General features: G+C 71.6%; 25 protein-coding genes. 14 read left to right on the top strand and 11 right to left on the bottom strand.

Annotated features, from left to right (window positions below; translation table 11 throughout):
• Window positions 1–33 precede the first annotated feature (33 nt).
• On the bottom strand, window positions 34–549 hold the full coding sequence (locus tag PSH03_RS27215) for a MaoC family dehydratase (protein ID WP_030486570.1): 516 nt from the start codon (window positions 547–549) through the stop codon (window positions 34–36).
• Between the two features lie 548 nt (window positions 550–1097).
• On the opposite strand from PSH03_RS27215, the gene trxA reads away from it, so the two are divergent.
• From trxA to PSH03_RS27200, 3 genes are all read left to right on the top strand, one after another.
• Window positions 1098–1460 (top strand): thioredoxin, encoded by a 363-nt coding sequence (trxA, locus tag PSH03_RS27210; RefSeq protein ID WP_007455291.1) that lies wholly within the window; start codon window positions 1098–1100, stop codon window positions 1458–1460.
• A gap of 154 nt (window positions 1461–1614) precedes the next feature.
• A complete protein-coding gene (locus PSH03_RS27205) occupies window positions 1615–2055 on the top strand; it encodes a hypothetical protein (protein WP_238690797.1) in 441 nt (146 codons plus the stop codon).
• Window positions 2052–3020, top strand: coding sequence for an HTTM domain-containing protein (locus PSH03_RS27200; RefSeq protein ID WP_238690796.1), 969 nt, complete (start codon window positions 2052–2054; stop codon window positions 3018–3020). Before PSH03_RS27205 ends, PSH03_RS27200 begins: the two co-directional genes overlap by 4 nt.
• On the opposite strand, the gene PSH03_RS27195 is transcribed toward PSH03_RS27200, so the two are convergent.
• Window positions 2984–3403: a thiol-disulfide oxidoreductase DCC family protein gene (locus PSH03_RS27195; protein WP_109819716.1), complete on the bottom strand. Its 420-nt coding sequence runs from the start codon at window positions 3401–3403 to the stop codon at window positions 2984–2986. The two genes, PSH03_RS27200 and PSH03_RS27195, sit on opposite strands and share 37 nt — an antisense overlap.
• A 92-nt stretch (window positions 3404–3495) precedes the next feature.
• On the opposite strand from PSH03_RS27195, the gene PSH03_RS27190 reads away from it, so the two are divergent.
• Window positions 3496–4542 carry an Rv2578c family radical SAM protein gene (locus PSH03_RS27190; protein WP_238690795.1) on the top strand — a complete coding sequence of 349 codons (1047 nt, stop codon included), beginning with the start codon at window positions 3496–3498 and terminating at the stop codon, window positions 4540–4542.
• 19 nt (window positions 4543–4561) lie between these two features.
• Window positions 4562–4969, top strand: a complete 408-nt coding sequence (locus PSH03_RS27185; RefSeq protein WP_091394753.1) for a CoA-binding protein — start codon at window positions 4562–4564, stop codon at window positions 4967–4969.
• A 115-nt stretch (window positions 4970–5084) separates the two neighbouring features.
• Here the strand turns inward: PSH03_RS27185 and PSH03_RS27180 are convergent, their stop codons facing one another.
• Complete coding sequence (locus PSH03_RS27180; protein ID WP_210781867.1) at window positions 5085–6281, bottom strand: acyl-CoA dehydrogenase family protein; 1197 nt, start codon at window positions 6279–6281, stop codon at window positions 5085–5087.
• Between the two features lie 177 nt (window positions 6282–6458).
• On the opposite strand from PSH03_RS27180, the gene PSH03_RS27175 reads away from it, so the two are divergent.
• Complete coding sequence (locus PSH03_RS27175; protein WP_238690794.1) at window positions 6459–7001, top strand: DUF4190 domain-containing protein; 543 nt, start codon at window positions 6459–6461, stop codon at window positions 6999–7001.
• Window positions 7002–7028: 27 nt separating this feature from the next.
• Here PSH03_RS27175 and PSH03_RS27170 read toward each other — a convergent pair whose 3' ends face one another.
• Window positions 7029–7934, bottom strand: coding sequence for an SDR family NAD(P)-dependent oxidoreductase (locus PSH03_RS27170; RefSeq protein ID WP_210781830.1), 906 nt, complete (start codon window positions 7932–7934; stop codon window positions 7029–7031).
• A gap of 118 nt (window positions 7935–8052) precedes the next feature.
• Here PSH03_RS27170 and PSH03_RS27165 point away from each other — a divergent pair, with 118 nt between their 5' ends.
• Window positions 8053–8619 (top strand): DUF4190 domain-containing protein, encoded by a 567-nt coding sequence (locus tag PSH03_RS27165; RefSeq protein ID WP_210781829.1) that lies wholly within the window; start codon window positions 8053–8055, stop codon window positions 8617–8619.
• A gap of 75 nt (window positions 8620–8694) precedes the next feature.
• Here the strand turns inward: PSH03_RS27165 and PSH03_RS27160 are convergent, their stop codons facing one another.
• Window positions 8695–9651 (bottom strand): HpcH/HpaI aldolase/citrate lyase family protein, encoded by a 957-nt coding sequence (locus PSH03_RS27160; protein ID WP_091394764.1) that lies wholly within the window; start codon window positions 9649–9651, stop codon window positions 8695–8697.
• A gap of 128 nt (window positions 9652–9779) precedes the next feature.
• Here PSH03_RS27160 and PSH03_RS27155 point away from each other — a divergent pair, with 128 nt between their 5' ends.
• The gene (locus PSH03_RS27155) at window positions 9780–10604 is read left to right on the top strand and encodes an SDR family NAD(P)-dependent oxidoreductase (protein WP_238690839.1); all 825 of its coding nucleotides are present in this window, start codon (window positions 9780–9782) and stop codon (window positions 10602–10604) included.
• Window positions 10597–10890: a hypothetical protein gene (locus PSH03_RS27150; protein ID WP_210781827.1), complete on the top strand. Its 294-nt coding sequence runs from the start codon at window positions 10597–10599 to the stop codon at window positions 10888–10890. Before PSH03_RS27155 ends, PSH03_RS27150 begins: the two co-directional genes overlap by 8 nt.
• 43 nt (window positions 10891–10933) lie before the next feature.
• Here PSH03_RS27150 and PSH03_RS27145 read toward each other — a convergent pair whose 3' ends face one another.
• The gene (locus PSH03_RS27145) at window positions 10934–11878 is read right to left on the bottom strand and encodes a DMT family transporter (RefSeq protein WP_210781826.1); all 945 of its coding nucleotides are present in this window, start codon (window positions 11876–11878) and stop codon (window positions 10934–10936) included.
• 106 nt (window positions 11879–11984) lie between these two features.
• On the opposite strand from PSH03_RS27145, the gene PSH03_RS27140 reads away from it, so the two are divergent.
• Entirely contained in the window at window positions 11985–12704 is a 720-nt protein-coding gene (locus tag PSH03_RS27140; RefSeq protein WP_238690793.1) for an HAD family hydrolase, read from the top strand.
• An 8-nt stretch (window positions 12705–12712) separates the two neighbouring features.
• Here the strand turns inward: PSH03_RS27140 and PSH03_RS27135 are convergent, their stop codons facing one another.
• Window positions 12713–13243: a hypothetical protein gene (locus tag PSH03_RS27135; protein WP_238690792.1), complete on the bottom strand. Its 531-nt coding sequence runs from the start codon at window positions 13241–13243 to the stop codon at window positions 12713–12715.
• A gap of 12 nt (window positions 13244–13255) precedes the next feature.
• A complete protein-coding gene (locus PSH03_RS27130) occupies window positions 13256–14125 on the bottom strand; it encodes a PhzF family phenazine biosynthesis protein (RefSeq protein ID WP_210781823.1) in 870 nt (289 codons plus the stop codon).
• Window positions 14126–14158: 33 nt separating this feature from the next.
• On the opposite strand from PSH03_RS27130, the gene PSH03_RS27125 reads away from it, so the two are divergent.
• The 3 genes from PSH03_RS27125 (at window position 14159) to PSH03_RS27115 (ending at window position 17313) form a co-directional block, all read left to right on the top strand.
• Complete coding sequence (locus PSH03_RS27125; RefSeq protein ID WP_210781822.1) at window positions 14159–15445, top strand: magnesium transporter MgtE N-terminal domain-containing protein; 1287 nt, start codon at window positions 14159–14161, stop codon at window positions 15443–15445.
• Window positions 15438–16088, top strand: coding sequence for a DUF1003 domain-containing protein (locus PSH03_RS27120; protein WP_210781821.1), 651 nt, complete (start codon window positions 15438–15440; stop codon window positions 16086–16088). The genes PSH03_RS27125 and PSH03_RS27120 overlap by 8 nt, the downstream gene beginning before the upstream one ends.
• Window positions 16089–16164: 76 nt before the next feature.
• A complete protein-coding gene (locus tag PSH03_RS27115; protein ID WP_238690791.1) occupies window positions 16165–17313 on the top strand; it encodes an Mrp/NBP35 family ATP-binding protein in 1149 nt (382 codons plus the stop codon).
• 235 nt (window positions 17314–17548) lie between these two features.
• Here PSH03_RS27115 and PSH03_RS27110 read toward each other — a convergent pair whose 3' ends face one another.
• Entirely contained in the window at window positions 17549–17971 is a 423-nt protein-coding gene (locus PSH03_RS27110) for a twin-arginine translocase TatA/TatE family subunit (protein WP_210781819.1), read from the bottom strand.
• 97 nt (window positions 17972–18068) lie between these two features.
• Window positions 18069–19523 (bottom strand): S1C family serine protease, encoded by a 1455-nt coding sequence (locus tag PSH03_RS27105; protein ID WP_238690790.1) that lies wholly within the window; start codon window positions 19521–19523, stop codon window positions 18069–18071.
• Window positions 19524–19838: 315 nt separating this feature from the next.
• On the opposite strand from PSH03_RS27105, the gene PSH03_RS27100 reads away from it, so the two are divergent.
• Entirely contained in the window at window positions 19839–20408 is a 570-nt protein-coding gene (locus PSH03_RS27100) for an O-methyltransferase (RefSeq protein ID WP_112581855.1), read from the top strand.
• Window positions 20409–20462: 54 nt separating this feature from the next.
• Here the strand turns inward: PSH03_RS27100 and PSH03_RS27095 are convergent, their stop codons facing one another.
• Entirely contained in the window at window positions 20463–21938 is a 1476-nt protein-coding gene (locus PSH03_RS27095; protein WP_210781865.1) for a leucyl aminopeptidase family protein, read from the bottom strand.
• Window positions 21939–22023: the final 85 nt, after the last annotated feature.

Raw genomic sequence — 22023 nt, 5'->3', positions numbered from 1 at the left:
TGTTCGTCGACGGTCGAGCATGCCGCGCGGCTGTCAGCGCGGCTCGGGGAAGCTGGGCCGCTCCGGATCCACTCCGTCGGGCACCGCAGCGGCCGCGTACTCCCGCTTGGGGACCATGACCTTGCGCCGGAAGACGCAGACCATGGTGCCGTCCTGGTTGTAGCCGCGGGTCTCCACCGACACCACGCCCCGGTCGGGTTTCGAGCCGGACTCACGCTTGTCCAGCACCGTGGTCTCGCCGTAGATGGTGTCGCCGTGGAAGGTCGGCGCGACGTGTCGCAGCGACTCGACCTCCAGGTTGGCGATCGCCTTGCCACTCACATCGGGCACGGACATGCCGAGCAGCAGCGAGTAGATGTAGTTGCCGACCACGACGTTGCGCTTGAACTGGCTGGCCGTCGCGGCGTAGTGCGCGTCCATGTGCAGCGGGTGGTGGTTCATGGTGAGCAGGCAGAAGAGGTGGTCGTCGTACTCGGTGACGGTCTTGCCCGGCCAGTGCCGGTAGACCGCGCCGACCTCGAACTCCTCGTAGTAGCGACCGAACTGCATGCTGGTCCCTTCGACGGGCGGCGATGGAGTTCGGCACAGCATGCCTTATCGATGGTTAAGGCAACCGGCGGGGCGCGACGGCGGCGGAAATGTCACACCGGTCACTCGCCTGGGGGGAGACGCAATGAGCGGCGGGGCCCTCCCCGGCACCCGCCGCCCACGCTCTGATGTGAGGAATTCTGCCCTACGCCTGCGTAGGTTCAACAGAGATCGCGGTCACATTTATCTTTTTGTAACACTACTGTCGGTGACGACGCGGAGGTTGATCAGCGATCTCCGCAGGCCGGATACCTCCTTGTCAAGGCCCAAGTTACCGATTCGTAGTGCTCAATCGCGTGGATCTCCCTGGAAACGCTCCCATTACCGCAGGTCACGCAAGTGCGTCATGCACTTGCGTTCCGCAGGTCGGGTGTGAACAGATGCTCGTCGATGACCTGCGGCACCCCCCGGCAGCCCTGGGCACGTTTCGTGCCCCATCGCACGGGAATTCGATACGGTCAGCCCTGGTTCTACGGGACGTAGATAAACCGCGGTGATCGGAGAGTGCAATGGCAACCGTTGAGCTGACCTCGACGAACTTCGACGAGGTGACCGGCAACGACGGCATCGTCCTGGTCGACTTCTGGGCCGACTGGTGTGGTCCGTGCAAGCGGTTCGCCCCGGTCTACGAGCGCTCCTCGGAGAAGCACCAGAACATCGTCTTCGGCAAGGTCGACACGGAGGCTCAGCAGGAGCTGGGCGCCAAGTTCGACATTCGCTCGATCCCGACGATCATGGCGATCCGTGACGGAGTCATCGTCTTCGCCCAGCCGGGCGCGCTTCCCGAGTCCGCGCTCGAGAACCTGATCGAGCAGGTCGAGGCGCTGGACATGGACGACGTCCGCAAGCAGCTGGCCGAGCACAACCACTGAGTCGTCCCCACGACGACACGCGAGGCCGGGCCCGACGCGGGCCCGGCCTTCGTCGTACCCCCACCAACTCCCGCATGATCACCTGCCTGGTCAGGCCGAACTGTCCGTCGGAGGGACCCGAGGCCGTCGGTACATCCCGTATCGTCACGACCCGATGGAGAACCTGACCACCGGCGGGCGCGTGACCCGGCTGGGCGCGACAGCACTGGGCCTCGTCCTGCTCGTCGTCGGCACCTTCTGGGGCAGCGACGACGACTTCCCGTTCGGCCCGTTCCGGATGTACTCCACCTCCAACCCGCCGAACGCACCCGCACCCGACACCCGTGTCGAGGGGGTGAACAGCTCCGGGGCGGTGATCGACCTCGACCAGAACGCGACAGGGATCCGCCGCGCCGAGATCGAGGGTCAGCAGGCCCGGTACGCCGCCGACCCGACGCTGCTCACCGAGGTCGCCGACGCGTACGCCGAACGCCACCCGGACGCCCCCGCGCTGGTCGAGGTCCGCATCGTCATCCGCTGGCACGGCATCCGCGCCGGCCGGCCGACCGGCCAACACACCGATGAGACCGTCGTCCGCTGGCAGGCCACCCGATGAACCGCTGGCTGACCGAGGCCGTACCCCGGGGCCGGGTGGCCGCCTTCCGCACCCTGATCTACCTGTTCGTCGCCGCCGACCTGGTGATCTTCACCCCCTGGGTACGCACCCGGGTCAGCGTGCCCGGCGACCTGTACCAGCCACTCCTGATCGGCCGCCTGCTCCCACTGCCGACGCCAACCGAGACGCTGGTGACGGTGATCTTCTGGGCGTTGCTGCTGCTCGCCCTCCTCGCCGCCACCGGACGAGCGCCCCGGCTGCTCGGCTGGGCGGTGTGCGCGCTGTACCTGGAGTGGATGATCATCGCGATGAGCTACGGGAAGGTCGACCACGACCGGTTCGGGCTGCTCGTCGCACTGGCCGTGCTGCCCACCGCCGGTCGCGCCCGACACGGCGACACCACCCGCACCGAGGCCGGCGGCTGGGCGCTACGCGTCACCCAGATCGCGGTGATCTGCACGTACTTCCTGGCGGCCTTCGCCAAGCTGCGCTTCGGCGGTCTGGACTGGCTGACCGGCTCGGTCCTGGCCCGCGCGATCATCCGGCGCGGCACCGACCTGGCGGACCTCATCGCCCAGGTGCCGTACCTGCTGATCGTCGCCCAGTTCGGCATCGTGGCGTTCGAGCTGCTGAGCCCGATGGTCTTCTTCCTGCCACCCCGCTGGCGACTCGCCATGGTCGGCTTCTTCTACTCGTTCCACGCGGTCACCATCGCGACAATCACGATCTCGTTCGCGCCGCACCTGGCCGCGATGACCAGCTTCCTACCGCTGGAGCGGGTGCGCCCGCTGGTCTGGGCACGCCGGCTGCTCGGCCGTGGCTCTCCCGAGGCGGCGACGGATGCCCCGGAACCGCGCCCGGACGACGTCGACCCGGTGCCGGCCGACCAGGGCCCGGTGACAGCCGGCGCGGGGCCGGCGCTCGACGATCAGGCGCCGGTGGTCGGGCGACCGGCCGGCCCGTAGAGCCGCTCCCGGGCCTCCTGCGGCAGGGAGCAGGCCGCCGTGCCACCGGGAAGTCGGTGCCGGTTACGCGCCACCCAGCGGTACAACGGCCAGGCCGCGACGCGTACCGGAGGAATCCGCAGGCCGGCGCCGGCGACCCGCCAGAGCGGGCCACTCGCGGCGAGCAGCTTCGCGATGGCGTCCGGGCCGGCCGCGCGCGAGCCGTCCGCGCCGACCCACTGCACGGCCTCCTCGCACTCGGCCACTGTGAGGCCGAGCGCGTCCAGGTCGGCGAACTGCCAGGGCACCACCCGTGCGGCGGTGGGGATGCGGCGCTCGATGAACTCCGCACAGCTCGTGCAGAACGCGCAGTCCCCGTCGTAGACGAAGGTCGACGTCTCCATGCGTCCATCCTCTCCTCTCCGACCACCCGGACGCGCACCGGTGTACGGCGGGTCACTTGCGCTCGCCTCGTACACGTGTTCGAATGATGGCCATGCGCTGGGACAACCTCACCGCTCCCCCGGTCGAGGGAGACCCCGAGCGGGCAGCGCCAGCGACGCCACCCCTGCCGCTGGCGCTGCCCGGCGCCGTCGCCCGCACCTTCGACACCCCCGAGTTCGCCGGGATGACCTTCTACGAGGTGCAGGCCAAGTCCATCCTCAACCGGGTGCCCGGGCAGTCCCGCGTCCCGTTCGAGTGGACGATCAACCCATATAGGGGCTGCTCTCATGCCTGCACTTACTGTTTCGCGAGAAATACTCACACCTATCTCGATCTCGATGCCGGCGCGGACTTCGACCGGAAGGTGATCGTCAAGGTCAACGCCGGCGAGCTGGTCCGGCGTGAGCTGGCCGCGCCGCGCTGGCGGGGCGCGCACGTGGCGATGGGCACCAACGTGGACTGCTACCAGCGTGCCGAGGGTCGTTACCGGCTGATGCCGCAGATCATCGGTGCCCTGCGCGACTTCGCCAACCCGTTCTCGATCCTCACCAAGGGCACGCTGATCCTGCGCGACCTGCCGCTGCTGCGCGAGGCCGCCAAGGTGACCACGGTGGGCATCTCCTTCTCGGTGGGGTTCGTCGACGAGCACCTCTGGCGCACCGTCGAGCCGGGCACACCGCACCCACGCCGCCGGCTCGACGCCGTCCGAGCACTCGCCGACGCCGGCTTCTCCGTCGGCGTGTTGATGGCACCGATCCTGCCCGGTCTCAGCGACAGCGACGAGTCGATCGACGCCACCGTCTCGGCGATCGCCGCCGCCGGTGCGACGAGCGTGACCGCCCTGCCCCTGCACCTGCGTCCCGGCGCCCGGGAGTGGTACGCGCACTGGCTCGCCCGTGAGCACCCGCACCTCGTCCCCCGCTACCGCGAGCTCTACCGGGCCGGTGCGTACGCCCCGCAGGCGTACCAGCGGGAGTTGACCGCGCGGGTGCGGATCGCCGCCCGCCGGCACGGGCTGCACCGCGGGGAGCGGGGCGACAACCGCAGCCTGCCCGAGCCACCGCCACCGTCGGCGGCCGAGCAGCTGACGCTGTTGTAGTCGGAGCTACAGTCGGCGGGTGCGTACCGCTCAGCAGATCCTCGCCGACTCCGCCGTGATCGCCGTCGTGGGCGCGTCCCGCGACCCGTTCAAGGCCGCGCACGGCGTGCCGTTGCAGATGCAGCAGTACGGCTGGCGCATCATCCCGGTCAACCCGACGGTCGACGAACTGTTCGGGGAACGGGCCTACAAGAGCCTCGCCGACATTCCGCACCCCGTCGACCTGGTGGACGTGTTCCGGCCGGCGGCCGACGCCGTGCAGGTGGTCCGGGACGCGGCGGCGATCGGCGCGCCCGCGGTCTGGCTCCAACTGGGCATCGTCTCGGCCGAGGCGCGGCGGATCGCCGAGGAGGCCGGCATGGACTACGTGGAAGACCGCTGCCTCATCGTCGAACGAGCCGCCGCCAACCTGACCCGCCTGACCTGACCCACCCTCCCCATCCCCCGCGATCTTGCACTTACTGTCCCGGCATACCTGACATAAGGGTCGACCGGGCAACCGAAAGTGCAAGATCGCGACGGGCGGGGCGGGGCGGGGCGGGTTAGAGCTTGTATTCCTTGAGGAGGCCGCGGGAGATGATGGTCTTCTGGATCTCCGAAGTGCCCTCGCCGATGAGCAGGAACGGGGCCTCCCGCATCAGCCGCTCGATCTCGTACTCCTTGGAGTAGCCGTAGCCGCCGTGGATGCGGAACGCCTCCTGGACGACCTCGGCGCAGTATTCCGAGGCGAGCAGCTTGGCCATCCCGGCCTCCACGTCGTTGCGCTGGCCGGCGTCCTTGAGCCGGGCGGCGTTGACCATGAGGGCGTGCGCGGCCTCGATCTTCGTGCCCATCTCGGCGAGCTTGAAGGCGATCGCCTGGTGCTTGGCGAGGGGCTGACCGAAGGTCTTGCGCTGCTGGGCGTAGCTCACCGCCAGCTCGAAGGCTCGGATGGAGATGCCGCAGGCACGGGCGGCCACGTTGACCCGGCCCACCTCGATGCCGTCCATCATCTGGTAGAAGCCGCGGCCCACCTGGTCGGCGCCGCCGAGGATCGCGGAGTCGGGCACGGTCACGCCGTCGAGCACCATCTCGGTTGTCTCGACACCCTTGTAACCCATCTTCTCGATCTTGCCGGGGATGGTGAGGCCGGGGGCGGTCTCGCCGAAGCCCGGCTCCTTCTCCAGCAGGAAGGTGCTCATGTTGCCGTAGACGGACTCCGCGCCGGTGTCGGTCTTGACCAGGGTGGCCACCACCGAGGAGTAGGCCCCGTTGGTGAGCCACATCTTCTGCCCGTTGAGCACGTAGCGGTCGCCGTCGCGGACGGCCCGGGACTTGATCGCCGAGACGTCGGAGCCGGTCTCGGGCTCGGACATGGAGAACGCGCCGCGAACCTCGCCGGTGGCCATCTTCGGCAGCAGGCGGGTCTTCTGCTCGGCGGAGCCGTGCTGAGAGATCAGGTACGCCACGATGAAGTGGGTGTTGACGATGCCGGAGATCGACATCCAACCTCGGGACAGTTGCTCCACCACCAGCGCGTAGGTGAGCAGCGATTCGCCGAGGCCGCCGTACTCCTCGTCGATGGTGAGACCGAACAGCCCCATCTCGCGCATGCCGTCGAGGATGTCGGTGGGGTACTCGTCGGCGTGCTCCAGTCGCTGCGCGTGCGGGATGATCTCCTTGTCGGCGAAGTCCCGAACGGTCTCCAGGATCGACTGTTGCACATCGGTCAGGCCGGGCGTCTGGGCGAGTCGGGCCATCTCAGCCTCCGGGGATCCGCGCACTACTCATGGGTAACTGAACGCTGGGTCAGTATCGGCCCCTCGGGTCGACGAGGCCAAGGTGACCAGTCCACACAACCGCTGTGAAAAGGTTCACCGCTGCGGGTAGCGTCCGGCAAGAGGGACTTTTCCGGCACCGGCAGGAGGAGGACAGCTGTGAGCTACCCGCCGCCGTCGGGACCGCCCGAGGACGAGCCGCCGCCGTCACCCTACGAGCCACCGAAAGACCAGTCGCCGTACGCGCCACCGCCGGCCGGCCAGTCGCCGTACGCGCCACAGCCGGACCAACCGGCGTACGAGCTGCCGACGGAACGGTCACCGTACGGGCCACCGGCGGGCGAACCGTCACCGTACGGCCACCAGGGGCCGCAGCAGTCAGCGCACTGGAGCCAGCAACCGCCGTACCCACCGCAGGGTCCCTACGGTCAGTACGGCCCACCGCCGTCCGGGCCGGGTCGGGGCACCAACGTGCTGGCGATCCTGTCGCTGGTGTTCGCCTTCGTCTTTCCGCCGGCCGGCGCCGTCCTCGGCCACCTGGCCAAGCGGCACATCCGCACCAGCGGCGAGGAGGGCGACCAGCTCGCCACCTGGGGGCTGATCCTTGGCTACGTCTTCACCGGGCTCACCGTGCTGGCCTGCTGTGGCTGGCTGGCGCTGGTGGCCTTCGGCAGCAACACCGGTGACAGTGGCGGCTACTGACGAACGGGCCGGTGCCGACCGGCGCCGTCAGCGGAAGCGGGCCTCGCGGACGCTGTTGCCGCCGTCCACCACCAGCATCTGCCCGGTGATGTACGAGGCGGCCGGCGAGCAGAGGAAGCTGATCGCCGCGGCGACCTCGTCCGGCGTGCCCGGTCGCCCCACCGGGGTGCCCAACCCCTGCTTGATCTCGGCCATGGTGGACGCCGCGGTGTAGATGGTGCCGGGCGCCACCGCGTTGACCGTCACCCCGTCGGCGATCATCTCCATGGCCAGGGCCCGGGTCAGCCCGACGACCCCGGCCTTCGCCGCTGCGTACGCGGCCTCGGTGGGCAGGGCGTTGACCGGGCCGGCCGTGGCCGACAGATTGACGATCCGACCCCAACCCCGCTCGGCCATCCCCCCGATGAACGCCCGGCTGCACAGGAACGCGGTGGAGAGGTTGCGGTCGATCTCGCCGCGCCACTCGTCGTAGGTCAGCTGCGCCACCGGCCGCAGCACCCCCTGGCTGGCGCGACTGGCCAGGCCGGCGTTGTTGACCAGCACCTCGACGTCGCCCAACTGCTCGGCGACCGCATCGGCCAACGCGCCGACCTCGGACTCGTCGGTCAGGTCCGCGACGAAGCCGGTCACCCCCAGCTCGGTTGCCCGCTCGTGAATACGTCGGGTGGTCGAGACGATCGCCACCCGCGCGCCCAGGTCGGCGAGTCGCCGGGCGGTGGCGTACCCGATGCCGTCCGGGCTGCCCGCCCCGGTGACCAGGGCGACCCGCCCGTCGAGGCGCATGGTGACCGGGTCGGTGAGCGCGACCGGCTCGTCGGGGCCGGGGCTGCCCGCCGGGGCGGCCGTCCGGGCGCGTCGGGCCGCACCCGGGCGGCTGACGTCCCGTCGGGGTCGGCTGCCGGAGCGGTCCGCGGCGCGCGCGTCGTATGCCATGTCAGGGATCCTGCCCGTTACGACCGGCCCGAGCAACGCGGCACCCGGAAGCAGGGGCGTCGGGTTTGGGCGGCGCTGGCTACCCTGTCTCCGCACCCCAACCTGACGGAGAGTTCGTATGACCAATCCCCCGCCGCCCGGCAACTGGAGCGACCCCACGTGGTCGGCCCAGCCGTCGAGCCCCGCACCGGACCCGACAGTGGTGGCCGGTCAGCCGGTGCCCGCGCAACCTGGCCCGGTCGACCCGTACACCCCCGACCCGTACGCCCCGACCGCATACGCCCCGGACCCGTACGCCCCGGTCGACCCGTACGCCGGCGCGAAGCAGCCGGCGGCCCAGCCGATGCCCGGTTACGCTCCGCCCGGATACGCCCCGCCCGGATACCCGCCGCAGTACCCCGGCTACGGCTACCCGCAGGCGCCGAAGACCAACGGGCTGGCCATCGCGGCGTTCGTGCTGGCCCTGCTCGGTTTCACGTCCTGCATCACCGCGCCGATCGGCGCGATCCTCGGCCACGTGGCGCAGAAGCAGATCCGGCTCAGCGGCGAGGGTGGGGCGGGGATGGCGAAGGCCGCCATCATCGTCGGCTGGATTCTCACCGGGTTCCTGGTGCTGGTGATCGCCATCTACGCCGCCGCGATCATCTACGCGATCGCGACGAGCGACAACAGCAGCAGCTACTGACCGGCGGGCGGGCCGGCGTACCGCCGATTGTCGGGCCGGACCGACAGCCGGCGGCGGTCGTCCCGGCCCGGCCGGTCACTGCGCCGGTGGGGTGAACGACGAGGTACGACTCATCCCGGCGGCCCGGCCCTTGGCCGCGACCACCAGCGCCATCTTGCGAGACGCTTCGTCGATCATCTCGTCGCCGAGCATCACGGCGCCGAGCCGGCCGCCGGCCTCCGAGGTGTAGTGCTCGTACGCGTCGAGGATCAGCTCGGCGTGGTCGTAGTCGGCCTGCGCCGGCTGGTAGACCTCGTTGGCGGCGTCGATCTGGCCCGGATGCAGCACCCACTTGCCGTCGAAGCCCAGCGCGGCCGAGCGCTTGGCCACCTCGCGGAACGCGTCGACGTCGCGGATCTGCAGGAACGGGCCGTCGATGGCCTGCTTGTCGTGCATCCGCGCGGCCATCAGGATCCGCATCAGGATGTAGTGGTACGGGTCGCCCGGGTAGTCCGGGATCAGGCCGCCGACCACCATCGACTTCATGTTGATCGACGCCATGAAGTCGGCCGGGCCGAAGATGATGGTCTCCACGCGCGGCGAGGCGGCGGCGATAGCGTCCACGTTGACCAGGCCGGCGGCGTTCTCGATCTGCGCCTCGATGCCGATCCGACCGACCTCCAGGCCGATCGTCTTCTCGATCTGGGTGAGCGTCAGGTCCAGCCACTGCACCTGGGCGGCGGTCTGCACCTTCGGCAGCATGATGCAGTCCAGGTTGGCGCCGGCGCCCTCGACGACCTCGATGACATCCCGGTAGGTCCACGGGGTGGTCAGGTCGTTGACCCGGACCACGCGGGTCTTGCCGGCCCAGTCGCCCTCGTTGAGGGCGGCCACGATGTTCTTGCGCGCGTCCGGCTTGGCCAGTGGGGCGACGGCGTCCTCCAGGTCGAGGAAGACCTGGTCGGCCGGGAGACCCTGGGCCTTGCCGAGCATTTTCACGCTGGAACCCGGCACGGCGAGGCAGGACCTGCGGGGGCGACCGACTGCGGCCATGGATGCGCTCCTTCCAGCGTCCGGCGGGCATGCCGACGCCACCTGACGACAGATCCGGGACCTTAACGATCCCAAAGGGCGTTGTGACGCCACGGTAACCTCGCGCCATGACCGGGGTGAATGGACCTGTGGAAGATCTCACTGGGCGCCGACTGGTGGTGGTGACCGGGGCCAGCTCCGGCATCGGGTTGGCAGCCGCCGTGGACCTGGCCTGCCGGGGAGACCAGGTGGTGCTGGTCGGGCGGGACCCGGCCCGCCTGCAGGCGGCAGCCGAACGGGTACGGGAGAACTCCGGTGAACGTCCGGAACTGTTCCGGGCCGACTTCGCGATCCTCGACGACGTACGCCGACTGGCCGAGCAGCTCCGGGCCACGTACGACCGGATCGACGTGCTCGCCAACAACGCCGGAGCGATCGCGCTGCAACCACTGAGGACTGTCGACGGTTTCGAGATGTCGATCCAGGCCAACCACCTGGCCCCGTTTCTGCTGACCAACCTGCTCGCCGACCGGGTGGGCCGGGTCGTGGTGACCGCCTCCGGCGCGCACCGCTTCGGCGCACTCGACCCGGACGACCTGAACAAGCCACTGCGTGACTACCGGCCGATGGGCGCGTACGGCACCAGCAAGCAGGCGAACGTCCTCTTCACCGCCGAGGCCGCCCGACGCTGGCCGGACGTTGCCTCGTACAGCTTCCACCCCGGGGTGGTCCGTACCCGGTTCGCCAACGACAGCAGGCTTGTCGCGTTCGGCATGCGGTTCATGCCGTTCCGCAGCCCCGAGAAGGGTGCCGAGACCCTGGTGTGGTTGGCCAACCAGGAGCGCTCCCGGCTGATCAACGGGGGTTACTACGTCGACCGCCGGCCGCGTCGACCGCTACGGAAGGCGGCCGATCCGCAGCTCGCCGCCCGGCTGTGGACGGCGAGCGCCAAGGCGGTCGGTCTCGATGGCTGACCGGGACGGTGCGCTGACACTCGTCGCGATCGTCGAGTTCACCGTCGGGGCGGAGGCCGCCGGGCGGCGCTACGAGGACGCCGTCCTGGCCCTGCTCGATCGGCACGGCGGCCGGTTGGAGCGGCGTCTGCGCGGCACCGACGGGCAGACCGAGGTGCACGTGATCCGGTTCGACGGTCGGGTCGGCTACGAGTCGTTCCTCGCCGACCCGGACCGGGCGGCCCTGCGTACCGCCCTCGGTGCAGCCGCGCCCACGACCCGGGTCGTCGAGGTGCACGAGGGCTGACCCGGTAGGCGGGTGGGGGCCTCGGCCCGCCCGGGTGGGGCGATCAGTCGGCCAGCGGGGTCGGGTCGGCCGGCAGTGCGGTGGGTTCGGTCCGCCGGCCGCCGAGCACCACCACCGCCACACCGGCCAGCAGCAACGCCATGCCGAGCAGCGCGTACGGGCGGGGCAGCTGACCCAGCCAGGCCCAGCCGAGCACTGCCGCGCCGGGTGCCTCCAGCAGGATCAGCACGCTCACCGTGGTCGCCGGAATCTTTTGCAGGGCGTAGTTGAACATCGAGTGCCCGAGCAGTTGGGCGCCGGCCACCAGGGCCAGGATGGCCAGCCAGGTACGCCCGTCGAAGCCGGTCAGCCGTACGCCGCCGACCAGGCACAGGGCCAGCAGGATCAGCGCGCAGATCCCGTAGCAGATGGTGGTGTAGGTGGTGGTGCTGATGCTGACCCGGGCCCGTTCCCCGAAGGCGGTGTAGACGGCGGCGAACACCGCGCCGATCAGCGCCAGCACGTCACCGAGGACGGCCCGGCCGGAGACCCCCACGTCCACTCCGGTGGCGACCGCCGCGCCGCCGACCGCCACCGCGATGCCGATCCACACCACCCGGGGCAGCGGACGCCCCTGGGCGCGGGCGATCAGCCCCTGCCAGACCGGCTGGGTGGCGACCAGCGCGGTGGACGTGGCGACCGAGGTGAGCTGGGCGCTCGGCACCCAGGTCGCGAAGTGCCCGGCCAGGGCGACCCCGGACAGAACGCAGAACAGGCCCTCCCGCCGGCCCGCGCCCACTGTCAGTCTGCGGAACTCCGCGCGGCGTCGGACCAGGGCGAAGGGGCTCAGCACGGCCACCGCGAGCAGGTTTCGCCAGAACGCGATGGCCAGCGCGGGGGCGGCGGCGTACGCGATCAGCGGCGCGGACGACGACACGGCGACCACGGCCAGCCCGACCGCGCCGGTGGTCAGCGGGTCCAGGGACGGCCGGGGTGAGGGTGGGGGCACGGGACGTAATCCTCACACGTATGACGGTCAGCACGGAGGGTCATCACTCCGTTACGATCACGCGGGTTCGCGCCGGCGACCCTCGACCGCCCGGAGGCGCTCCCCCATGCCCAGCTACCAGGCGGTGCTGTTCGACTTCTTCGGCACCCTGACCCGTTCGGTACAACGCGGTGTCGCGCACGTCGGCACCGCCGAACTGCTCGGGTGTCCCACCGAGATCTTGACCGAGGTGCTGAACCGCACCTACTACGAGCGGGCCAGCGGCCGACTCGGCGACGCGGAGGCGACACTGCGCTGGGTGTGCGCCCAGGCCGGCGTACACCCCAGCGACCATGCGGTACGGGCAGCGGTGGCGTCCCGGCACCGGGCGGTCCGCGCCGACACCTGGCTGCGGGCCGACGCGGTGCCGGTGCTGGCGGCTCTGCGCCAGCGCGGGCTGCACACCGGCGTGATCAGCGACTGTACGCACGAACTGCCGGCCTTCCTGCCGCAGCTCGCAATCGCCCCCCTGCTCGACGTACGGGTCTTCTCGGTGCAGGTCGGGCGGTGCAAACCGGATCCGACCCTCTACCTGACGGCCTGCCAGCGGCTCGGGCTCGCGCCGGGCGACTGCCTCTACATCGGTGACGGCGGCAGCCAGGAGTTGACCGGCGCCGAGCGGGCCGGAATGACCGCTGTCCGGCTCGCCGCACCGGATCTGGCCACGCACATGGTCTTCAACGCCGACCGGGACTGGCGCGGCCCCACACTCGGCACCCTGGGCGAGGTGCTCGCCCTCGTCGACGCCGACGCCGCAGTGGCGGGCGTCGGCGGTCGGGCCGGCTGATCAACCGATCAGCGGCGGCGGACCCGGTGCAGGCGGAACGGCTTGCGGGTGGCCCGGACCGCCGGAGTCGCCCGGGGTGGCTCGGCCTGCGCGTCGGCCGGCAACTCCGCTCCGGCCAGCGGCGTACCGGCCGGGGCGAGGCGGTTCACAGCGCATCCGTCGGCGGCCCATCGGGCCACCAGGTCAGCGGTCGGACCGGGCGCGTTGAGGCGCTTCGCCGCCACCAGCGGCGCGGTGACGTCCCACGCCTCGGTGCCCGGCAGCAACCGGCTCACCCGGGCCGGCCAGGTGACGATCCGACCGCCGTGGTCGCCGCGCAGGGTGACCTGGGCCTCGGTCGCGTCGGCCAGACCCGGTGCGGCCTGCTCGCCCGGCCCGCTGACCACCAGCAGCGCGCCCTCCAGCGGGGCGCACCAGAGCGCGAGCGCCGGCCCACCCGCAACGCTGACCCAGGCCACGGCGGCCTTCTTCATCGCCTCGTCGACCAGTGGGGTGCCCCCGGGGGCGTCCTCGTCCGTCACACCCGCATCCTCCCGCATCGGCTCCTCCGCTCAGCCCACGAACGGCGGCACGGCGATCTCGCCCCGAGCCACCGGCACCACCTGGCCGGCGACCGTAGCGCCTACCGCCACCCCGTTCGCCGCGGTGACAGTGCAGGCCAACGCGGACGGACGGTTCATCTCCACGCCCTGACGGACCGCGTACTCCGACCGCCCCTCACCGGGCAGCAGACCACTGGCCACCAGCCAGACACCGAGGCCGAGCGCCGCCGAACCGGTCGCCGGGTCCTCCGGAACGCCGATCCCCGGCACGAAGACCCGGGCGTGCGCGGTTTGCGCGGCCGCGTCCCAGGAGAAGACGCTGACGTGCGACACCCCGTACCGCTGCGCCGCCGCCGGGTCCACCCGGGCGCGGGCCACCGACTCCGGACGCACCGGCAGGTACGGGAACTCCAGCCCGCAGCCGGCGACCCGTGGAGCGGGCCCGATGTGGTCCTCGGCGAGCAGCCCGGCGATCTCCAGCAACGGCTCCGGGTCCAGCTCCGGCCCGAGCGTCGGGGCGCCACCGGTCAGCGTCGCCCCGGACGCGGTCACCTCGATCGGCAGCACACCGGCTCGACACTCCTGGGTGACCTGCCCCACACCGAACATGCCCCGTCGGCAGGCGGTGACCGCCGCGCCGACGCTGGGATGCCCGGCGAACGGCAGTTCCTCCACCGGGGTGAAGATCCTGGCCCGGTAGGTGACGCCGACCTGGGTCGCAGGCAGCACGAACACCGTCTCGGACAGGTTGAACTCCAACGCGAGCGCCTGCATCTGCTCGGTGGCCAGCGCCTCCGCGCCGAACACCACCGCCAGCGGGTTGCCGGCGAAGGGGCGATCGGTGAAGACGTCCACGATCTCGTAGGCCAAGGTCGACATGTTGATAAACACTAGGCGCTTAGGCTGGTGCCCGTGAGTACGCCGACCCGGGTCTACATCGCCCGTCTCGCCGGAGTCGCCGTCTTCGACCCGAACGGCGATCAGGTGGGCCGGGTTCGTGACGCCGTGGCACGGCTGCGGGCGACGAAGCGTCCGCCGGAGGTGGTGGGCCTCGTCGCCGAGATGCCGATGCGTCGCCGGATCTTCCTGTCCATCAACCGGATCACCTCCATCGACGCGGACGCCGTCGTGCTCGGCTCCGGCACCCTCAACCTGCGCCGGTTCGAGAAGCGCCCGAACGAACTGCTGGTGCTCCAGGAACTGCTCGACCGGCGGGTGCAACTCGACCCGGGCGGCCAGCCCGGCGCCGTCGTGGACGTCGCGATGGAGTGCAGCCGCGGTGGCGAGTGGTCGCTGACCCGGGTCGCCGTACGCGAGCAGACCGGTCGGCTCAGCCGCCGCGGCCACCTGCACCAGGTCGAGTGGGACCGGGTGCGCGGGCTCAGCGGCATCGCCGACAACCGGGGTACGGCGAACCTGCTCGCCGTCCTGGAGGACATGCGCCCCGCCGACCTGGCCAACGCGTTGCAGGATCTGCCCGACGCGCGACGCAACGAGGTCGCCGCCGCCCTGGACGACGAGCGCCTGGCCGACGTGCTCAGCGAGCTGCCGGAGCACGACCAGGTGGAGATCCTCGCCGCCCTCGACCGGGAGCGGGCCGCCGACGTCCTGGAGGAGATGGACCCGGACGACGCCGCAGACCTGCTCAACGAACTGCCCCCACCCGAGCAGGACGTGCTGCTGGACCTGATGGAGCCGGACGAGGCCGACCCGGTACGCCAACTGCTGAAGTACACCCCCGGCACGGCGGGCAGTGTGATGACCTCGGAGCCGGTCATCCTGCCGCCGGACGCCACAGTCGCCGAGGCGCTGGCCCGGATCCGGGAGCCGCAGCTCTCTCCCGCCGTCGCCGCGCAGGTCTTCGTGACCCGGGCACCGCAGAACACACCGACCGGCCGCTACCTGGGCATGGTGCACTTCCAGGCGCTGCTGCGCGAACCCCCGGCCGACCTGCTGGGCAAGGTGGTGGTCAACGACATCGACCCGCTGCGCCCCACCACGCCGCTGCCGGAGATCACCCGCCGGATGGCCACCTACGACCTGGTCGCCATGCCGGTGATCGACCGCAACAACCGGCTGGTCGGCGCCGTGACGGTCGACGACGTGCTGGACCACTCGCTGCCCCGGGACTGGCGGGACCGCGACGCCCTGGCCGCCCCGGGTACCACCGACCCCGCGCTGGACGGCGCAGATGGCTGACCGGCGTCGGACGGAGCGTCTCGACCAGCCACGCGAGCCCCGGGGCGTGAAGTTGCCCCGGTTCGACGCGGAGGCGTTCGGTCGGTGGTCCGAGGGCATCGCCCGGGGCATGGGCACCGCGAACTTCATCGTCGTCATGACAGTGGTGATCGCGATCTGGTTCGTCTGGAACACCCTGGCCCCGGCGAACCTGCGCTTCGACCCGTACACCTTCACGTTCCTGACCCTGGTGCTGTCGTTGCAGGCCAGCTACGCGGCCCCGCTGATCCTGCTGGCCCAGAACCGGCAGGCCGACCGGGACCGGGTGGCCCTGGAGGAGGACCGGCGGCGAGCCACCGCGCAGAAGGCGGACACCGAGTACCTGGCCCGGGAGATCGCAGCCCTGCGGATCGCGCTCGGTGAGGTCGCCACCCGCGACTTCCTCCGCTCCGAGCTGGCCCGGCTGGCCGAGGAACTGGACGAGGTGGGGCAACGCCGGCAGCGACTGGAGCGCCGCCAGCAGGAGAAGGACAGCCGGCAGGAGCGACGGGGCCAGCGGCCGACCGACGGCGTCGGCCTGGAAGAACCCCGCGACGACCTGGACGGCGACTTCACCCGGGACGCCCGGCCGGACGGCACCGGCCCGCGCCGGTCAGAGAGCTGACCGGCGGGTCATCGATTGGCTCACACCGCCCCGGGCAGCGGCGGCAACGGATGCCCCGCGACGTAGCATTGCGGGCATGTCAGCACCCGTGAGCACCGTCGAGGACGCGATCCAGGCCGCCCTGGCCACCGTCAACGACCCGGAGATCCGCCGGCCCATCACCGAGCTGGGCATGGTCCGCTCCGCCACGATCGGTGCCAGCGGTGTCGTCCGCGTCGAACTGCTGCTCACCGTCGCCGGCTGCCCGCTGAAGGACAAGCTGCGTACGGACATCACCGCCGCCGTCGCCGCGGTGCCCGGCGTCAGCGGCGTGGAGATCGACTTTGGGGTGATGACCCCCGAGCAGCGACAGTCGTTGCAGTCGCAGCTGCGTGGCGGCGGCGCCACCGAGGAGCCCGTCATCCCGTTCGCCCAGCCCGGCTCGCGCACCCGCGTGTACGCGGTGGCCAGCGGCAAGGGTGGCGTCGGCAAGTCCAGCGTCACTGTCAACCTGGCGGCGGCGCTCGCCGCCCGTGGACTCTCCGTCGGCGTGGTCGACGCCGACATCTACGGCCACTCGGTTCCGCGGATGCTCGGCACGGAGGCACGGCCCACCCGCGTCGAGGACATGATCATGCCGCCGCAGTCGCACGGCGTGAAGGTGATCTCCATCGGCATGTTCACCTCCGGCAACGCCGCAGTGGTGTGGCGCGGCCCGATGCTGCACCGGGCGTTGCAGCAGTTCCTGGCCGACGTCTACTGGGGCGACCTGGACGTGCTCCTGCTCGACCTGCCGCCGGGCACCGGCGACGTGGCCATCTCGCTGGCCCAGTTGCTGCCCAACTCGGAGATCCTGATCGTCACCACCCCACAGACCGCCGCCGCCGAGGTGGCCGAGCGGGCCGGGGCGATCGCCCTGCAGACCCACCAGCGGGTGGTCGGCGTCATCGAGAACATGTCCTGGCTGGAGCTGCCGGACGGCTCCCGGATGGAGATCTTCGGCACCGGCGGTGGTGAGGCGGTGGCCGCGTCGCTGAGCCGGACCATCGGCGCCCAGGTGCCGCTGCTCGGTCAGATCCCCCTGGACACCCGGGTCCGCGAGGCCGGCGACGCCGGCAACCCGATCGTGCTGGCCGAGCCGGAGTCCCCGGCCGCTCAGGCGCTCGGCACGATCGCCGACCGGCTCGCCCTGCGCCGCGAGTCACTGCTCGGCAAGCCACTCGGTCTCAAGCCCGCTGGGCGCTGACCACCCGGAACACCGTCAGCCCGTCGGCCACTGTTGGCCGGCGGGCTGAATCGTGTCGGTGGATGGTCCAGCCGGGCCGCTGACCGGCGTGGCCGGCGTGGGCGGGCAGGGCCGGCGTGGGCGGGCAGGGCCGGCGTGGGCGGGCAGGGCCGGCGTGGGCGGGCAGGGCCGGCGTGGGCGGGCAGGGCCGGCGTGGGCGGGCAGGGCCGGACCAGCCGGTCGGGGTACGGGTCGGTCAGGTGGCGTCGTCGTAGCTGGCGCGGGGGGCCGGAGCCGAAGGGCTGCTGGTGGCCGTGCCGGACCGAGTCTCGTTCGACCGCAGGTCGGCGGCGTTCGCCACGTCCTTCAGGTCGTTGTGCACGCCGCTGACGTCCGCGCGCAGGTTGTCGTAGACGCCCTGCAACGGCTTGCGGATCGCCGCCTCGTCCTCCTCGCTGAGGAGGTGCTTGCGGATGAACGCCTTCGGGTGCAGGTCTTCCAGCTGGATGTCGGTGCCCAGCTCACGGCTCAGGTCGCCGGTCGCGTTGCGGGCCATGTTGCGCAGGTTGCGCACCAACCGCAGGCCGTCGGTGATCACGGCGGGGAGCCGGTCGCCGAAGATCAGCAGCGCCAGGAGCAGCAGCGCACCGATCTCCCACCAGTTCAGGTTGTCGAGCATCCCGCGGGCCTCCTCTCGGCGTCAGCAGCAAGACTACGCACGGCGGACGGCTTTCGGGCAAGGGGTGCGCCGCTGTTCACTTCGCCTCCGCGGTGAGTCACTTCGCGTCCGCGGCGAGAGTTACCGAGGTGTTCTGCCGGGCGGAGCCCCGCCGATACTCGACGGTCACGACCGAGCCCGGCGCGTACTTGCGGACCAACGCGGTCAGATCCGTCGGCTCGGTCATCGGCCGTCCGTTGATCTTGAGGATGACGTCGCCGACCTTCAGCCCGGCGCCGTCCGCGGGACCGGACGGCTCGACCTCTGCCAGCCGCAGGCCGCCCCCGACCACCCCGGTCGGGCCGTCCGCCCGGGCGCCGATCACCGTACGTCGGGCCTTGCCGGTGCCGATGATGTCCTGGGTCACCCGCTTGGCCTGGTTGATCGGGATGGCGAAGGCGAGCCCGATGTTGCCCGCCTCCTGTCCCTCGGCGACGAGTGACTTGATGGTGGAGTTCACTCCGACCACCCGGCCGGCGCCGTCGACGAGTGGGCCGCCCGAGTTGCCGTGGTTGACCGCGGCGTCGGTCTGGATGGCCGCGTAGTAACGCACCGGGCCGCCCGGCTCGCCGGCCTGCATCGTCCGGTCCAGCGCGCTCACGATGCCGGCGGTGACCGTGTTGGCGAGCGACAGCGGCGAACCGATGGCGAGCACGGGGTCGCCGACCGCCAGCCCGTCGGAGTCGCCGAACTCCACAGGCCGCAACCCGGGACGACTCACCTTGATCACCGCGATGTCCGACTCGGCGTCCTGGCCGACGATGGTCGCCGGCGCGGTGCTGCCGTCGTTGAAGACCACCGAGGCCTTGCCGGTGCCGCCGGCCACCACATGGTCATTGGTGATCACATGGCCGTCGGCGGTGGCGACGAAGCCGGAGCCCTCACTGGTCCCGCCGAGGCTGCTCACCCGTACGGTGACCACGCTGGGCAGGACCCGTTCGGCGACCCCGGCCAGCGACTCCGGTTTGCGCTGCGCCAGTGCCGGCACCTCTGCGGGCGCACCGCCGAGGACCGCCGCACCAGCGCCGCCGCGCACCGCGAACGCGTAGCCCAACGCACCACCGAGGGTGCCGGCCAACAGCGCGGTGATCACGGGAATGAGCAACAGGTGGCGCAGCGTCGGCCGGCCCGGTGCGTCGGGATCGGTGACCGGCTCGGGCTCGGTGCCAGGGGCCACCACCCCGGGCACCACCACCGCGGTCGGGGCCGCCGGGTCGCGCCAGGGGTCGGCGAGCGCGTCCGACCACCAGGCCGACGCGTCGGCCGAGTTGGGCCCGCCCGCGGCCGGCGCCGGCCAGCCCGGTGCCGGTCCGCCGGAAGACCCCGGCCAGCCCGGAGTCGGCCCGCCGGAAGACGCCGGCCAGCCCGCTGCCGGTCCGTTGCCTGGCGGGGCGAGGGGCGAGCGGTCAGCCCCCGGCATGGTCGGCGGCCCCACCGACGGGGCTCCTGCCCCGGGCGGTCGCGCCGGAGCCGGAGTCTCACCGCCCCGGCGCCAGTCCCAGCCGTCGGTCACGTCGGTGCCTCCCAGTCCGTCCCCGGATCCCGCGCCGCGTCGCCCGGCCACGGGCCGGTCTGGTCGCGGCTGACGGGATACCGCCTCCAGGATTGCACGGATGGACGCGGTGCAGTCAGCGGTTGCCCCCGGTGATCGCTTCCGACGGAGGCGCGGCTGCGCCCCACGACGGTCGCCTCTACGCTCACAGTGCCAACCCGCCCCCGCACCACGCACCGCCCCCGGAGGTGCCCCATCGCCACGGTCGCCGGTTCCGGCAGTTCGACGACACAGGCCCAGCACTTCGCCGAGTCGTACGTCACCGAGGATCTCGTTCTGCGCACCGCCCGCAGCCTGGCCCGGGAGGTGGGCCTCGACGCGGTCACCCCCGGCGCGGGGGCGGCGCTGCGACTGCTGGCCGCCGCCGGCAACGCCCGTGCGGTGGTGGAGATCGGCACCGGCACCGGGGTCAGCGGCGTCTGGTTGCTGCGCGGCATGCGCGTCGACGGCGTGCTCACCACCATCGACGTGGAGGTGGAGCACCAGCGGATCGCCCGGCGGATCTTCGCCGAGGCCGGTTTCGCGGCCGGGCGTACCCGGATCATCACCGGTCGGGCGCTCGACGTGCTGCCCCGGCTCGCCGACGGTGCGTACGACCTGGTCTTCGTGGACGCGGAGGCGACCGGCTTCCACGCCTGTGTGGAGGCGGCGCTGCGGCTGTTGCGCCCGGGGGGAGTGCTGGCGCTCAACGGTGTGCTGGCCAGCGACCGGATCGGCGACCCGTCCGCCCGCGACGCGGAGACGGTGACGGTTCGCGAAACGATCAAGGCGGTCCGGGAGTCGGAGCACTGGATCCCCGCGCTGCTTCCGGTCGGGCACGGACTACTCGCCGCGGTGAAGTGCTGATCCGACCCCAGGGTGGGTCAGCGCCTCGATCAAGCCGAGGCTCTGAGACAGGCGCTAGTTGACGTCGGCGAGCCAGCGCAGCAACGAGCGGACGCCCCAACCGGTGGCGCCGCGGCTGACCTCGGCCTGGTCGCCGTCGGCCCAGGACGGGGCGGACATGTCCAGGTGCAGCCAGCGGTCCCGTAGTTCGCCGGTGAACTCGCGCAGGTAGAGCGCGGCCAGCACCGAGCCGGCACCCTGCGCGGGTGCGCTGTAGAGGTCGGCGATCTCGCTGCCCAGGTACTCGACGTAGTCGGTGTGCAGCGGCATCCGCCACGCCGACTCGCCGGCCGCCTCGGCCGCGGCCAGCACGCTGGCGGCCAACTCGTCGTTCTCGCTGTAGAGGGCGGCGGTGCGCTTGCCCAGCGCCACCGAGTTCGCGCCGGTGAGCGTGGCCAGGTCGAGCAGCAGATCCGGCTTGAGCTGCTGCACCGCGTACGCCAGCGCGTCGGCGAGGACCAGCCGACCCTCGGCGTCGGAGTTGGTCGTCTCGCTGGTCGTACCGCCGTAGTGCCGGATGACGTCGCCGGGGCGGAACGCCGAGCCGCTGACCATGTTCTCGGCCAGCGGGGCCAGCGTGGTGATCCGGACCGGCAGCCGCAGCGCGGCGGCGCCCAGGGTGGCGGCGACGACCGCGGCCGCGCCGGCCATGTCCTTGCGCATCAACTTCATCGACGCCACCGGCTTGATCGAGATGCCGCCGGTGTCGAAGGTGATGCCCTTGCCGATCAGCGCCACGTGGGTGCGCGCGTTGGCGGGGTGCCAGTCCAGTTCGACCAGCCGGGGTCCGCTGGCGGAGCCACCGCCCACGGCGAGGATCCCACCGAAGCCCTCGGTGGTCAGCTCGGCCGGGCCACGGACCCGCAGCCGAAGGTCCGCAACGTCGGCTGCGGCGGAGGCCACCTGGTCGGCGAACCACTGCGGGGTCTTCACCGAGGAGGGGGTGTTGGTCAGGTCCCGGGCGAGATGGGTCATCGCGGCCGTGGTGCGGGCCGTGGCGACGGTGTCCTCGTACCCGGTGGGGTCGTCGAGCAGCAGGTCGACGCCGGTGAGTGCCGGTCGGTCGCCTGCCTCGGTGAGTCGGAACCGGTACGGGGCGAGCAGCAGCCCCTCGGTCAAGCCGCGCACCGCGGCCGGGGCCACCTCGGCCGGCAACGCGATGGTGATATGCGTCTCAGCCGAAGCTGAGCGGGCCAGGGTCGCGCCGGCCGTCCGCCAGGCCGCCTCGCCGCCGTCGCCGATGCCGAGCAGCAGCAGCCGGCCGGGGGTGCGTCCGGGGCGCAGCTGGGTGTGGATCTCGCCGGCTCGGCCCGTCAGCCGGGCCGCTGACGCCAGCGCGCCCGCCTCGTCGGCCGTGCCGTCCGGGCCCGCCACGGCGGTCGATACCGGCTCGGCCGAGGTGTCACCTTCCGCCGTCGAATCGGCGGAGCGGACGGGCAGGACGAGGACGTCGAGCCGGTCCGGCTCAGCGATCAGACGGATGGCGAGCACGCGGAACCGTACCTCCAGGAAAGTGTCGCGGGCCGGCAGCGAACCCACCTGCCCACAGCGTTGAAGACCCTGAGCCACCGGTGAT

Origin of the sequence: Micromonospora salmantinae (genome assembly GCF_022230905.1) — a bacterium.
GTDB lineage: Bacteria > Actinomycetota > Actinomycetes > Mycobacteriales > Micromonosporaceae > Micromonospora > Micromonospora salmantinae.
This window is presented reverse-complemented; position numbering and strand designations above follow the sequence as displayed.

Excerpts from the sequence above, each read along its gene's own strand:
- PSH03_RS27215 (WP_030486570.1), bottom strand. The coding sequence starts at position 549 with ATGCAGTTCGGTCGCTACTACGAGGAGTTCGAGGTCGGCGCGGTCTAC.
- trxA (WP_007455291.1), top strand. The coding sequence starts at position 1,098 with ATGGCAACCGTTGAGCTGACCTCGACGAACTTCGACGAGGTGACCGGC.
- PSH03_RS27205 (WP_238690797.1), top strand. The coding sequence starts at position 1,615 with ATGGAGAACCTGACCACCGGCGGGCGCGTGACCCGGCTGGGCGCGACA.
- PSH03_RS27200 (WP_238690796.1), top strand. The coding sequence starts at position 2,052 with ATGAACCGCTGGCTGACCGAGGCCGTACCCCGGGGCCGGGTGGCCGCC.
- PSH03_RS27195 (WP_109819716.1), bottom strand. The coding sequence starts at position 3,403 with ATGGAGACGTCGACCTTCGTCTACGACGGGGACTGCGCGTTCTGCACG.
- PSH03_RS27190 (WP_238690795.1), top strand. The coding sequence starts at position 3,496 with ATGCGCTGGGACAACCTCACCGCTCCCCCGGTCGAGGGAGACCCCGAG.
- PSH03_RS27180 (WP_210781867.1), bottom strand. The coding sequence starts at position 6,281 with ATGGCCCGACTCGCCCAGACGCCCGGCCTGACCGATGTGCAACAGTCG.
- PSH03_RS27170 (WP_210781830.1), bottom strand. The coding sequence starts at position 7,934 with ATGGCATACGACGCGCGCGCCGCGGACCGCTCCGGCAGCCGACCCCGA.
- PSH03_RS27165 (WP_210781829.1), top strand. The coding sequence starts at position 8,053 with ATGACCAATCCCCCGCCGCCCGGCAACTGGAGCGACCCCACGTGGTCG.
- PSH03_RS27160 (WP_091394764.1), bottom strand. The coding sequence starts at position 9,651 with ATGGCCGCAGTCGGTCGCCCCCGCAGGTCCTGCCTCGCCGTGCCGGGT.
- PSH03_RS27150 (WP_210781827.1), top strand. The coding sequence starts at position 10,597 with ATGGCTGACCGGGACGGTGCGCTGACACTCGTCGCGATCGTCGAGTTC.
- PSH03_RS27140 (WP_238690793.1), top strand. The coding sequence starts at position 11,985 with ATGCCCAGCTACCAGGCGGTGCTGTTCGACTTCTTCGGCACCCTGACC.
- PSH03_RS27135 (WP_238690792.1), bottom strand. The coding sequence starts at position 13,243 with ATGCGGGAGGATGCGGGTGTGACGGACGAGGACGCCCCCGGGGGCACC.
- PSH03_RS27130 (WP_210781823.1), bottom strand. The coding sequence starts at position 14,125 with ATGTCGACCTTGGCCTACGAGATCGTGGACGTCTTCACCGATCGCCCC.
- PSH03_RS27120 (WP_210781821.1), top strand. The coding sequence starts at position 15,438 with ATGGCTGACCGGCGTCGGACGGAGCGTCTCGACCAGCCACGCGAGCCC.
- PSH03_RS27115 (WP_238690791.1), top strand. The coding sequence starts at position 16,165 with ATGTCAGCACCCGTGAGCACCGTCGAGGACGCGATCCAGGCCGCCCTG.
- PSH03_RS27110 (WP_210781819.1), bottom strand. The coding sequence starts at position 17,971 with ATGCTCGACAACCTGAACTGGTGGGAGATCGGTGCGCTGCTGCTCCTG.